This is a genomic window from Alcaligenes sp. GW821-FHT11D07, from assembly GCF_058808495.1.
In genome coordinates this window covers 387,528-400,715 of the sequence record NZ_JBXART010000003.1, presented here as the reverse complement: position 1 = coordinate 400,715, position 13,188 = coordinate 387,528, and the positions used below count along the sequence as shown (strand labels likewise).

Sequence of the window (13,188 nt, the reverse complement as noted above, 5' to 3'; positions counted from 1 at the left end):
GTTTTTACCTTGGGGCGGCCCGGCGGTAAAGGGAAGCCCCCACGCTGCGCCTTTGGCTTGCTGCCCCCCAAGGGGGCGCTTTTACCTTGGGGCGGCCCAGCGGTAAAAGGATACTCCAACTCTTACAAAACAGGCCGACATAAAGCCGGCCTGTTCAGGGGGAGTGATGCGTCCGGATTACACCAGAACGCGTTCGATACCACCATCATTGGCGCGGCGCACGTAGTCCGCCATCCAGTTCTCGCCCAGCATGTGCTTGGCCATTTCCACCACGATGTAATCCGCATCCATCTTGGTTTCGTCCTCGTAACGGGACAAACCTTGCAGGCAGGACGGACAGGACGTCAGCACTTTGACCTCGCCCTGGAAACCATCGGCACGTACAGTGTCCTGGTTCTTTTGCAGTTCTTCGTGCTTGCGGAAACGGATTTGGGTGGAGATGTCTGGTCGCGACACAGCCAGCGTGCCCGACTCACCACAGCAACGGTCTGTCTTGATGGTGCTCTCGCCCACCAGGGATTTAACCGTTTTCATGGGGTCTTGCAGCTTCATGGGGCTGTGGCAAGGATCGTGGTACATGTAGCGCACGCCTTGCACATCTTCCAGCTTCAAGCCTTTTTCCAGCAAGTACTCGTGGATATCGATCAAGCGGCAGCCGGGGAAGATCTTGTCGAACTCATAACCGGCCAGCTGGTCATAGCAGGTACCACAGCTGACCACCACGGTTTTAATATCCAGGTAGTTCAGGGTAGTGGCCATGCGGTGAAACAGCACACGGTTATCGGTAATGATCTTTTCTGCCTTGTCGCTCTGACCGCTGCCGCGCTGCGGGTAACCACAGCACAGGTAGCCGGGGGGCAGAACGGTTTGCACGCCTACGTGCCAGAGCATGGCTTGGGTAGCTAGACCCACTTGGGAGAACAGGCGCTCGGAACCACAGCCGGGGAAGTAGAACACGGCTTCCGAGTCGACCGAGGTCGCGCTTGGGTCACGGATGATAGGTACGTAATCCGAGTTTTCAATATCCAGCAATTTACGGGCTGTCTGCTTGGGCAGGCCGCCGGGCATCTTGCGGTTGATGAAGTGAATAATCTGTTCGCGAATTGGCGCTTTGCCAATGGTGGCGGGAGGCGCACTGACTTGCTTGCGGGCCGGTGCGGCCAGCAGATTATGAACGGCACGCTGGGCCTTGTAGCCCACATCAATCATGGCAGTACGGGTAGCCTTGATGACGCGAGGGTCCTTGGCGTTCAAAAAGAACATGGCCGCGGCCGAGCCTGGGTTAAAGGACTTTTTGCCCATGCGGCTCAACAAGGAGCGCATTTCCATGGAGACATCGCCAAAGTCGATATCCACCGGACAGGGGTTGTAGCACTTGTGGCACAGGGTGCAGTGATCGCCTACGTCTTCAAATTCTTCCCAGTGCTTTAAGCTGATGCCGCGACGGGTTTGCTCTTCGTACAGGAAAGCTTCGATCAGCAAGGACGTTGCCAGAATTTTGTTGCGTGGCGAGTACAGCAGGTTGGCACGTGGCACATGGGTGGCACAGACCGGTTTGCATTTACCGCAGCGCAGGCAGTCTTTGATGGCGTGGGAGATGGAGCCGATTTCGCTGCGTTGCATGATCAGCGATTCGTGGCCCAGCAGATTGAAGCTAGGTGTCCAGGCGCGGCTCAAATCCGCGCCGGGCATCAGCTTGCCAGCGTTGAAGTGATTGTTGGGGTCGACTTCGCGCTTGTAGTTTTGGAACGGTTCCAGTTCTTCTTGCGTCAGGAATTCGTACTTGGTCAGCCCGATTCCGTGTTCACCCGAAATTACCCCGTCCAGGCTGCGAGCGATCTGCATGATACGTGCCACGGTGATATTGGCTTGCTGCAGCATGCCGTAATCGTCCGAGTTCACGGGGATGTTGGTGTGTACGTTGCCGTCGCCCGCGTGCATGTGCAGAGCCACGAACACACGGCTTTTCAGCACACGGTCGTGAATGCCTTGCAGCTCGGTCAAGACAGCCGCGCAGTCCGCACCGGGGAAGATGTGTTCCAGATTCTCGCGAATCTCGCTCTTCCAGGACGTGCGGATCGTGTGATCTTGCAAGAGCTGGAAAATCGAGGTGTCAGGCGCTTCTTGCAGGCGGGTTTGAATCGTGGCCTGGTCCAGCGGCACACCGATTTCAGCCAGCGCAGCCTGCGAGTCTTGCAAAGACGCATCCAGATTGTCTTGCAGCCACTGCCAGCGGCGTTGGACATCGCGCACAACCTGCAGCGCATCGTGGCGGCGCTCGTTCAGGATCTCTTCGCGTGTGTGCTCTGCATCGCTGTGGTCTTCGATCTTGCCTACGGGAAGATCGCCCTGCAGGAAGTCTTCCAGCTCACGAGTCAGGCGCAGCTTGTTGTCCGTGGACAGTTCAATATTGATGCGTTCAATTTCTTCGGTGTATTCACCCATGCGGCGCAAGGGGATCACCACGTCTTCGTTGATCTTGAAGGCGTTGGTGTGGCGGGCAATGGCGGCGGTACGTGCACGGTCGGCCCAGAACTTCTTGCGGGCTTCGGCGCTGACGGCCACAAAACCTTCACCGGCGCGGCCATTGGCCAGACGCACTACTTCAGAGGCTGCGGTGGCCACGGCGTCTGGATCGTCACCGACGATGTCGCCAATCAGCACCATCTTGGGCAGGCCGTCGCGCTTGCTCTTGGTGGCATAGCCCACCGCACGCAGGTAGCGCTCGTCCAGGTGTTCCAGACCAGCCAAGATAGCGCCGATGCGCTTGCCTTCGCCGTTCAGGTAGTCAATGACTTCCACAATGGAGGGCACGGCCTGTTTGGCCTGGCCGAAAAACTCCATACAGACGGTGCGGGTATGCGCAGGCATACGGTGCAGCACCCAGCGGGCTTGAGTAATCAAGCCATCACAGCCTTCTTTCTGGATACCGGGCAGGCCAGCCAGGAATTTGTCGGTAACGTCTTTACCCAGACCTTCCTTGCGGAAGCGGCGACCTTCAATATGCAGGGTCTCGCTACGCAGCAATTGTGCGCCGGGTGCGAAACGACCATCAAACCATTTCACTTCAAAGTGGGCCATTTCCACATCGTGGATTTTGCCCATATTGTGCTCAAGGCGGGTCACTTCCAGCCAGTTGCCCTGGGCATCAACCATGCGCCACCAGGCCAGGTTGTCCAACGCCGTACCCCACAACACCGCTTTCTTGCCACCGGCGTTCATGGCGATATTGCCGCCCACACAGGACGCATCAGCTGATGTTGGGTCCACCGCGAAAACGGTGCCCGCGGTTTCAGCAGCATCCGCAACACGGCGGGTGACGACACCGGCACCCGTCAAAATGGTGGTGACGGGTTCGCTCATGCCGGGCAAGGTGGTTTTTTCAGGCTTGCCTATCGTGTCCAGCTTTTCGGTATTGATGACAACCGAGCGCCAGCTCAGCGGAATGGCTCCGCCGGTATAACCTGTACCACCCCCACGCGGGATGATGGTCAGTTTCAGCTCAATACAGGCGCGAACCAGGGCAGCCATCTCGTTTTCGTGATCAGGGGTGAGCACGACAAAGGGATATTCCACCCGCCAGTCTGTAGCATCCGTCACATGCGAGACACGCGAGAGGCCATCAAACTTGATGTTGTCCTTGGCGGTCAGGCGCGACAGGGAGCGCACAATTTGCTGGCGCAGGGCGCGGGTATCGGTAAATTCTTGCTCGAAGGCAGCAACAGCGCCACGGGCAGCGTGCAGCAGGCGCAATACCTTCGCATCACGATCAGGCACAGCACTATCACGGCGCTGGTCGATTTCGTTCAGACGATGGTTTAGCGCTTCGATCAGTTGATGCTGGCGCTTGGGATTGTCCAGCAGATCGTCCTGCAAATAGGGGTTGCGCTTGACGACCCAGATATCCCCCAGCACTTCAAACAGCATGCGTGCGGATCGGCCGGTTCGGCGCTCGGAGCGTAGCTCCGACAGCTTTTCCCAAGCTTCCTCACCCAGCAGTCGCAGGATAATTTCCCGGTCTGAGTAAGAGGTGTAGTTGTAGGGGATTTCACGCAGACGCGGCGTGTCGTTGTTGCATGCCTGGGCGGCCAGGTGCTTGCTTGCAATGGGGGCGTTCATGGCGATAGTTGGCAAGGCCCGTCAAGGGCGGCTCAGCGAGGAGCAGATAGGCAAAAGGCAAGTGTATACGAATCACAGGCAGGCTGCCCCCTTACTAAAGCGGCAGTTGGGTGATAAGGGGGCGTTTACAGCGAGTTTGCAGCTATTTACCAACCGAGTTTGGGAAAAATCCACAGTAGGCCGGCCGTCATGGTGATATAGCGCGCCAGTTTTCCCACGCCCATGTAGAACACGCAGGGCCAAAACGGCAGACGTAACCAACCGGCAACAGCGCAAAGGGGGTCGCCCACTACGGGTAGCCAGGACAAGAGCAGGGCGGGAGGGCCCATGCGGGTTAGCCAGCGCTGCCCCAGCTCATGCCAGCGGCCAGCCGCCTTGTTCTTGGGTGTTTGCCCTTCTTCGTCACTGTGCGGATGTTTCAAGCGCCAGGCTTCGTAGGCTTTCTCGGCGGCTAGGCCCATGGCGTAACTGATAGCACCACCCGCGGTATTGCCGACAGTGGCAATCAGCACGGCGGGCCAGAACATGTCCGGGGCCAGGTTGATATAGGCAAAGACTGCAGGCTCTGACCCAAGGGGGAGCAAAGTGGCAGAGACCAGGCTGACAACGAAAATGGCGCTCAAGCCCACCTCGGGCAGAGACAGGGTGGTCAAGAACCAAGAGATAAGATCGGAGGTCCAGGCTTGCATAGGGTCAGAGGCAGTGGAAGGCGAAAGGAAGAATGGACGCTGGTTAGGGCATGCGCCTATGGTATTCTGTTTTTCTTTCCCGGTGAGCGGTCCCAGGCAGGGGCTTGGGATTGGCCGTGGTGGCAAAACCGGTTGTTAATTGAAGCCTGAAACATGTCGAACGATTACCTAAAGCGCATTCTGACCTCGAAAGTGTACGATGTAGCCATCGAAACACCACTTGAACTCGCTCCTCAGGTTTCGGCACGAATTAGTAACACGGTGCTGCTCAAGCGTGAAGACTACCAACCTGTCTTCAGTTTCAAGCTGCGCGGTGCCTATAACAAAATGGCCAACTTGTCGGCCGCAGAACTCAAACGAGGCGTGTTGGCAGCATCGGCTGGCAACCACGCTCAAGGTGTGGCGATGTCGGCGAAAAAGCTGGGCTGCCGTGCCGTGATTGTGATGCCTACCACTACCCCGCAAGTCAAGATTGATGGCGTGCGTAATCTGGGTGGTGAAGTGGTCCTGGTAGGCGAGAGCTACTCCGACTCTTACCAGCACGCCTTGGAACTGCAAAAAAGCGAAGGCCTGACCTTTGTGCACCCCTTTGACGATCCAGACGTGATCGCCGGGCAAGGCACGGTGGCTATGGAAATCCTGCAGCAACACCCCGGCCCGATTGAAGCGGTGTTTGTCGCTATCGGTGGGGGTGGTCTGGCGGCAGGCGTCGCGACCTACATCAAAGCCTTGCGCCCAGAAATCAAAGTGATTGGTGTCCAAACCGAGGATTCCTGTGCCATGGTGCGCAGCATCAAGGCGGGCCGACGTGTCAACTTGACTGACGTGGGACTGTTCTCTGATGGCACAGCGGTCAAGCAAGTAGGCTCTGAGACCTTTCGTCTGGTGCGTCAGTATGTGGACGATTTTGTCATCGTTGATACCGATGCAATTTGCGCGGCAATCAAAGATGTTTTCCAGGATTCGCGCAGCGTACTGGAGCCTGCAGGCGCTTTGGCCTTGGCCGGTGCCAAACGCTATGCCGCCCAGCACAAGCTTAAAAACAAAACTTTGATCGCCGTCACCTCGGGCGCGAACATGAACTTTGACCGCATGCGCATGGTGGCAGAGCGTGCGGATGTGGGCCAGGCTCGTGAGGCCTTGTTTGCGCTGACAATCCCCGAGACCAAAGGCAGCTTCCGCCGTTTGTGTGATGCTTTGGGAACGCGCTCGGTGACTGAGTTCAATTACCGCATGTCCAACCCTGAAAAGGCGCACGTCTTTGTGGGGATGTCGATTTCCTCGGAAGCCGAGATCGAGAAGCTGGAAGAGCGTTTCGTCAAGAAAGGCTTTGGCACGTTGAACCTGACGGGTAACGAATTGGCTAAAACCCATTTGCGTCATATGGTGGGCGGGACCTCGACTCAAGCCACGAATGAAGTCTTGCTGCGATTCGAGTTTCCAGAGCGCCCTGGTGCTTTGCGCAAATTCTTGTCCAGCATGAACCAGGACTGGAATATCAGCTTGTTCCACTACCGTAACCAAGGTGACGACTACGGTCGCATCGTGATCGGTATCCAGGTGCCGTCTTCCGATAAAAAGGAATTCAAGGCATTCCTGGGCAATCTGGGCTACCCGCACTGGGACGAGACTGATAACCCGGCTTACAAGCTGTTCCTGTAAGCAAGGAAGGCACGGTGGCTAGCCACCGTGTGATATCTGGATCTCCGACTCAGTAAAAAAAACACCTCACTGTTCAGTGGGGTGTTTTTTTATGGGGGCTGGGCTTAACGACTTAAGTCGCTACCAGACATCGCGCCAAAGCCTGCCGCAAAGGCTCCAGGCTCTCGTTAAGCCGCATAAAGGCTTGTTCCTGGCGCGTGGCCAAGGCATGTGCTTGTTCCAGCGTCACGACTTCAAAACCCAGGTTCTGGCCTGGAAGGCGTTGGGCGACTTGGGCCAGGTCCACGCTGGCCACTTGGCCAATACGAGGGTAGCCGCCTGTCGTTTGGCGGTCAGCCATCAGCACAATGGGTTGGCCATCGTTAGGAACCTGAATGGTTCCAAAGCAGGTTGGGGCAGACAGCAGCTCTTTGGGGTTCTTGCGCTGTAGGGGCTGGCCTTCAAGGCGATAACCCATGCGCTCAGAGGCGGGGCTGATTCGATAGCTCTGGCTTTGAAAAAGTGCCAGCGACTCATCAGTGAACAAGTCTGCCTGATCCAGGATGACTCGTAGACGTTCTCTAGGAGGCAGAGCCAACGCCGCAGGCATGTAAATACGCAATTCATCCACTGCGTCTTGCAGTTGGTTCAGCGCGTCTTCGTTGTCAGGCAATGACTGAGCCAGCCCAAGCTGATCCTCTTTCTTTAACGCGCGGCCTTCAAAACCGCCTAGGCCCACGCGCATATGAGTGCTTTGACTGCCTAGCAAGGATTCGACTTGAAAGCCGCCAAATACGGACAGATAGGCTCGGGCGCCCTGGCCGGGTTTGGCGGCTTGTAGGCTCAGTGTTTGTCCGCTGCGCGCCAAAGTAGGGCGCAAGACAGCCACCGCTTGGCCATCCAGTGTGGCGTTCAGGTCTGCACCGGTAAGCACAAACAACGCAGGTCTATCAAAGCGCAGGCTGGGGCCTTGTACGGTTATTTCCAGACTGGCCAAATCATGTTCGGCGGTATTGCCTGCCAGCAAGTGGGCAAGGCGGTGGGCTCGTTCATCCATTGCGCCACTAGGCGATACGCCCAGGTGCTGGTGTCCATAACGGCCCCGGTCTTGCAGGCTGCTCATCATGCCGGGTTTAAGAATATGCACCGTCATGTGGGCGTCCACTGCTCAAACTGGTCGTGCGGCAGCGGTACAAAACGGACTTGATCGCCGGGGGCGAGCAGGGCCGCTGGAGAGCGCCGGGCATCGAACAAATTAACGGGCGAGCGGCCAATCAAATGCCAGCCGCCGGGAGATTCATTGGGGTAAATAATGCTTTGCTGATTGGCGATGGCAACCGAGCCTTTAGGCAGAACTGTGCGGGGTGTGGCACGGCGCGGCACATTCAATTGCTCGGGCAAGATGCCCACATAGGGAGCACCGGGCGCGAAACCCACCATGAATACCAGTTGTACCTGACTGCTGTGCAGCTCGATAACTTGTTCTTGGCTTAGCCCCAACTGCTCGGCAATGGCGGGCAGGTCGGGGCCAAAGGGGCCGCCGTAGCACACCGGAATCTCTACCAAGGTGCCAGGCGCGGCCTGATCCTGGCTGTCATCTAGCTCGGCTAGGGCCTGATGGACATACTCGTGCAGGCGTTCCAGCTGATCGCTGCTGCCATCCGGGTAGAAGTGGATGGCGACAGCGGTAAAGCTGGGAACCAGATCACTGACGCAGGCTGGTGCGTTCGCGCGCAGCAGTCGTGCTGCGCGTGTACAACGCAAACCTGTGTCCAAAGAAAGCTCACCGCTGAACTGCACCAGCAGGCAGCGGTCGCCTTGCTCAGTAAGTTGCCAGGACGTGTGCATCTTTATTTAGCGAAAAGGGAATCCAGGTTGTTGAAGGCTTTGAATTCCAAGGCATTGCCCGAAGGGTCCATGAAGAACATGGTGGCTTGTTCGCCAGGTTCGCCTTTGAAGCGGATGTAGGGTTCGATCACAAATTCGGTGCCAGCAGCCACTAACTTGTCAGCCAGCGTTTGCCAGGTAGACATATCCAGCACGACGCCAAAGTGGCGCACGGGCACATTGTGCGCGTCAACGGCGCTGGTGGCGTTGCTGCCGCATTCGGACGGTGCCAGGTGAGCCACGATCTGGTGGCCGTAGAAGTTAAAGTCAATCCACTGATCGGAGGATCGGCCTTCTGGACAGCCCAGAGTCTGCCCATAAAACTGGCGTGCAACAGCCAGGTCATGGACTGGAAAAGCCAGGTGGAAAGGGCGCAGCTCGTTGGTATTTGACATGCTTGGCTCCTGTGCGGCGCAAGGCCGCCAACGTGGTCTTCAGAGCCGATTATTGTAGGGCCAATATGGCCCCTATGGACTTTAGCTGTCCTGCAGTCGAATTCGGCTCTTGGGGAAACGCAACATAAACACGCTGCCTACCCCTAAACGGCTCTGGATTTGCAGGTCGGCATTATGTCGCACGATGATGTGTTTCGTAATGGCCAGCCCCAAACCTGTGCCGCCGGTAGAGCGTGAACGCCCTTTATCGACGCGGTAAAAGCGTTCGGTCAGACGTGGAATATCTTGGGCTGCAATCCCGATGCCGGTGTCCTGAACCGAGTAACAGGCTTCGCCGCTGTCATTCAAATACCAGCGCACGGTAATGGTGCCGTCCTTCGGGGTGTAGCGCACCGCATTGGTAATCAGGTTGGAGACGGCCGAGCTCAGTTCGGTTTCCATTCCCTGGATGGCCAGACGGGGGTCGATATCGGTGACAAAGTGGTGTTGGCCGCCAGAAATGGCCTCACCTTGCTTTAAGGCGTTGTGGATCAGCTGGCTGACCTGCACGGTTTCGCCTTCCACCGTTGGAGAGGACTCCAGCGAGGACAGGGTCAGCAGATCCGACACAATCGACTGCATGTGGCGTGTTTGCTCCAGCATCATTTGTTCGTAGCGCTGGCGCTGCTCCATAGGCAAGCTTTCGGGCGGCATGTCTTGCAGGGTTTCCAAAAAGCCCAGCAGCACCGTCAAGGGAGTACGCAATTCATGCGAGACGTTGGCAACGAAGTCTTTGCGGGTGGTCTCCAGCATTTCTACCTGGGTGACGTCGCGAGTCACGATCAGAAACTGGCCTAATCCGTAGGGGGTCAGCTGCAGCAGCAAGGAGCGTTCACGCCCATCTTTGCTCAGGTGCATCAGCAAGGGGCCGTCCCACTGGGGCTGACGTGCGTAACGCGAAAACTCGGGTTCCCGCAAAATGTTGAAGATGCTGTGATGCCGGTCGGTCGCCAGATTCAAGCCTATATGGTCACAGGCCGTCTGGTTGCACCATTGCAGTTCCATGTCCCCGTTCATGGTGATCGCGCCGTCGGGCAAGGCCTCGGCTGCCATCATGATGCCGTCTACGTAACGGTTCAGATCTTGTATTTCCTGACGATCACGCCGCAACTGGCGGTAAACCGGAGCCAGAATCGCGTCCCAAGGGCCGATGGCAGGAGGGGGCGGGTCACTGAGATTGCGGGTCCAGCGTTCCACGCGGGAAAGCTGCAAGGTGCTGATAAAGATCAGCATCAATAGGCCACCACAAAACAAAGCCAAGCCAATTACGGGACCTAGCCACCAGCCAAGTACGGTGCCCAGAAGGGCCCAGATAACAATAGACGTGAATATGCTGAACATGGGATCAGGCAGTTGGTGCCTTTTCCAGTGGGGAAAGGGCAAAACGATAGCCTGAGCCACGGATCGTTTCAATATGTTTGTCATGTCCGCTGGGTTCCAGCGCTTTGCGCAGGCGGCGGATATGCACATCTACCGTACGTTCTTCCACAAAGACGTGATCGCCCCAAACCTGATCCAGCAACTGCGAGCGGGTAAAGACGCGCTCGGTGTGGGTCATGAAAAAATGCAGCAGACGAAATTCGGTAGGGCCAATGGTCAGTGCCATGCCCTGGCTGGACAGGCGGTGCGTGCTGGGGTCCAACTGCAAATTGCCAATTGCGATGACATCATCGGTCAACTGGGGTGCACGGCGGCGCAGTACCGCCTTGATGCGGGCAATCAACTCTTTGGGCGAAAATGGCTTGGTGATGTAATCGTCTGCACCGGCTTCCAGGCCATCCACCTTGTCTTGCTCTGAACCTTTGGCAGTCAGCATGATGACGGGGATATGGCGGGTGCGTTCGTCCGAGCGCAACTTGCGGGCCAGGTTAATGCCCGAAGAGCCCGGCAGCATCCAGTCCACCAGAATCAGATCGGGCAGCTCGGCACGAATCAGGATCTGGGCTTGTTCGGCATCGAAGGCGCGCAGCACTTTATGGCCGGCAAAGGACAGATTGACAGAGATCAGTTCCTGGATCGCAGGCTCATCTTCCACGACTAATATGCTTGTACTCATTGTTAGCTTCAGACTGGTCCGATAAAAAATAAAAGATGGTCAGGCAGGCGAGGCGTCTTGTTCTTGATGGGCCGGAATGTCTGGGTGACAGGGGCTTTCAAGAGCAAAACGGGGGCGCTGAATCATCCCTGACTGCTCGTAATAACGCCATCATATGGCGTTAATGTTTCAGGTTTGTGAACGTCCATAAATAGGAGTCTGCCAGCGAGCCGGATTTTCGTTTCTGTACCGGGAAATCTGCGTTACGATTATGCCACTATGGAAAAACAGCGCCCTCAACACTCCTCCGCCCAGAAGGCCGACACACATTTCGGCTTTCAAACCGTGGCCGAAAGCGAAAAAGCCGGCAAAGTTGCCCAGGTTTTTCATTCGGTAGCTAATAACTACGACATCATGAATGACTTGATGTCGGGCGGTCTGCACCGTATCTGGAAAGCCTTCACGATCGGGCGTGCCGCCGTGCGCCCTGGTATGAAAGTGCTGGATATTGCGGCTGGAACGGGCGACTTGACCAAAACCTTTGCCCGTCAGGCCGGTGCCGACGGCGAGGTCTGGCATACCGACATCAATAGCTCCATGCTGCGCGTGGGCCGTGATCGTCTGCAAGATAAAGGCATCATCACACCGGTGACGGTTTGTGACGCTGAGCATCTGCCTTTCCCAGATGGCTATTTTGACCGCGTGTCGGTGGCCTTTGGCTTGCGTAATATGACGCACAAAGATCGCGCCTTGGCTGAAATGAAACGGGTATTGCGTCCTGGCGGTAAATTGCTGGTGCTGGAGTTCTCCCGCGTAGCCAAGCCTTTGCAGGCTCCTTATGACTGGTATTCCTTCAATATCCTGCCTCGTATTGGCAAGTTTGTTGCCAAGGACGAAGAAAGCTACCGCTATCTGGCTGAATCCATTCGCATGCACCCCGATCAGGAAACCCTGGCCGAAATGATGCGCGAAGTGGGCCTGGAGCGTGTGCAATACTTCAATTTGACAGCCGGTGTTGCCGCGCTGCACGAAGGCATTCGTCTGGATTGATTCCGGCTTGTCCCTAGGTAAACAGCGGCACCTTCAGGTGCCGTTCGTTTTTCGTCTGTAATCAGCGGTAAAAAAAACATGGTGCATGACTACTTGTCATGTTAATGTTCAGCTTATCGTAAGTTTTCCTGAATAATCGACTGGGATGAGATTGCGCGGGGCTTGCCCCGCAACGCAAACCGCTCATTTTGGTCAGGAGTTTTGACTATGTCTCGACGGCTTTCTCGTTTGTTCATGGCTGCTGTGCTGGCTTTTAGCACCGGCGCTTTGCTGACCGTTTCTTATGATGCGGAAGCACGTCGCATGGGCGGTGGTTCCAGCTTTGGTCGCCAGTCCTCCAATATCACTAGCAACCGTTCTGCAGCAACGCCTCCCGCCGCGGCCAATAACGCCACACGTTCGGCAGCTCCTGCTGCTGGCGCTGCCGGTGCCGCAGCTGCTGGTACGGCCGCCAAGTCCGGCATGTCCCGTTTCTTGGGCCCGATTGCCGGTATCGCTGCCGGTCTGGGTATCGCTGCATTGCTCTCCAGCATGGGTCTGGGCGGTGCTTTCCTTGAAATGATGTCCAGCATGTTGCTGATCGGTCTGGTGATTTTCGCCGTCCTGTTCATCGTGCGCCGTTTCCGCGGTTCGGCTGCGCGTCCTGCCATGCAGCAGGCCGGCGGTCAGTCCATGATGCGCAATGCTGATCCTGCTCCTAGCCCTTGGCAACAGCCTAAGGCCGCACCGGCTCCTATGCCCGCTGCCGCTCCTGCTGCTGTTCAACCTGCTGCTGCGGCCGCTGTTCCAGCACCGCCAGTAGACGAGAGCTGGTTCATCCCCGGTGACTTTGATACCCCCACTTTCCTGGCTAACGCCAAGACCCAGTTCGTGGAAATTCAGAAGCTGTGGGACAAGGGGGACGTAGAACAACTGCGTACCTACTTGACCGATGATCTGCTTAAAGAAGCTTCCCCTCAGATTGCACAGCGTCAAGGTGATAACGTCACCCAAGTCGTGCTGCTGAACGCTGAACTGTTGGGTATCGAAAAAGTGGCTGACGGCCATCTGGCCAGCGTGCGCTACTCGGGTATGTTGCGTGAAGAACAAGGTGCTGAAGCCTTCCGTTTTGAGGAAGTCTGGAACCTGTTCAAGGCTGATGGCGCTGGTTGGCTGTTGGCTGGTATTCAGCAAATCCCGGTTGATCCTAATTCTTGATCGCCTTTCAGACAGACAGCCGCCTTTTAGACAGGGCGGCTGTTCTGTTATGAACGCTTGCCTTTCCCCGTGATCCCATCTGCCCATGTTCCTTTAGCCTTGTGCATCCGGCCGTGTCTGTGTCGGGTTAAACTGG

At 56.8% G+C, this 13,188-nt stretch carries 10 protein-coding genes; 3 read left to right on the top strand and 7 right to left on the bottom strand.

Going from position 1 to position 13,188, the window contains the following annotated elements; all coding sequences use genetic code 11:
* Positions 1-177 precede the first annotated feature (177 nt).
* Together AC1RSM_RS14835 and AC1RSM_RS14830 are read right to left on the bottom strand one after the other, a co-directional pair.
* The gene (locus AC1RSM_RS14835; protein ID WP_492933314.1) at positions 178-4,119 is read right to left on the bottom strand and encodes a DUF3683 domain-containing protein; all 3,942 of its coding nucleotides are present in this window, start codon (positions 4,117-4,119) and stop codon (positions 178-180) included.
* A 146-nt stretch (positions 4,120-4,265) separates the two neighbouring features.
* Complete coding sequence (locus tag AC1RSM_RS14830) at positions 4,266-4,808, bottom strand: YqaA family protein (RefSeq protein WP_492933313.1); 543 nt, start codon at positions 4,806-4,808, stop codon at positions 4,266-4,268.
* Positions 4,809-4,961: 153 nt separating this feature from the next.
* Between AC1RSM_RS14830 and ilvA the strand changes: the two genes are divergently transcribed.
* Positions 4,962-6,470, top strand: coding sequence for a threonine ammonia-lyase, biosynthetic (gene ilvA / locus AC1RSM_RS14825; RefSeq protein ID WP_492933312.1), 1,509 nt, complete (start codon positions 4,962-4,964; stop codon positions 6,468-6,470).
* 112 nt (positions 6,471-6,582) lie between these two features.
* Here the strand turns inward: ilvA and AC1RSM_RS14820 are convergent, their stop codons facing one another.
* The 5 genes from AC1RSM_RS14820 to phoB all read right to left on the bottom strand — a co-directional run bounded on the left by AC1RSM_RS14820 (position 6,583) and on the right by phoB (position 10,826).
* On the bottom strand, positions 6,583-7,602 hold the full coding sequence (locus AC1RSM_RS14820; protein WP_492933311.1) for a 5-oxoprolinase subunit C family protein: 1,020 nt from the start codon (positions 7,600-7,602) through the stop codon (positions 6,583-6,585).
* Entirely contained in the window at positions 7,599-8,297 is a 699-nt protein-coding gene (pxpB, locus tag AC1RSM_RS14815) for a 5-oxoprolinase subunit PxpB (protein WP_492933310.1), read from the bottom strand. Before pxpB ends, AC1RSM_RS14820 begins: the two co-directional genes overlap by 4 nt.
* A 2-nt stretch (positions 8,298-8,299) precedes the next feature.
* Entirely contained in the window at positions 8,300-8,731 is a 432-nt protein-coding gene (locus tag AC1RSM_RS14810) for a VOC family protein (RefSeq protein ID WP_492933309.1), read from the bottom strand.
* 81 nt (positions 8,732-8,812) lie between these two features.
* Complete coding sequence (phoR, locus tag AC1RSM_RS14805; protein ID WP_492933308.1) at positions 8,813-10,111, bottom strand: phosphate regulon sensor histidine kinase PhoR; 1,299 nt, start codon at positions 10,109-10,111, stop codon at positions 8,813-8,815.
* Positions 10,112-10,115: 4 nt separating this feature from the next.
* Complete coding sequence (gene phoB, locus AC1RSM_RS14800; RefSeq protein ID WP_492933307.1) at positions 10,116-10,826, bottom strand: phosphate regulon transcriptional regulator PhoB; 711 nt, start codon at positions 10,824-10,826, stop codon at positions 10,116-10,118.
* Between the two features lie 258 nt (positions 10,827-11,084).
* Here phoB and ubiE point away from each other — a divergent pair, with 258 nt between their 5' ends.
* Positions 11,085-11,855: a bifunctional demethylmenaquinone methyltransferase/2-methoxy-6-polyprenyl-1,4-benzoquinol methylase UbiE gene (ubiE, locus tag AC1RSM_RS14795; RefSeq protein WP_492933306.1), complete on the top strand. Its 771-nt coding sequence runs from the start codon at positions 11,085-11,087 to the stop codon at positions 11,853-11,855.
* A 207-nt stretch (positions 11,856-12,062) separates the two neighbouring features.
* The gene (locus tag AC1RSM_RS14790; RefSeq protein WP_492933305.1) at positions 12,063-13,052 is read left to right on the top strand and encodes a Tim44 domain-containing protein; all 990 of its coding nucleotides are present in this window, start codon (positions 12,063-12,065) and stop codon (positions 13,050-13,052) included.
* Positions 13,053-13,188: the final 136 nt, after the last annotated feature.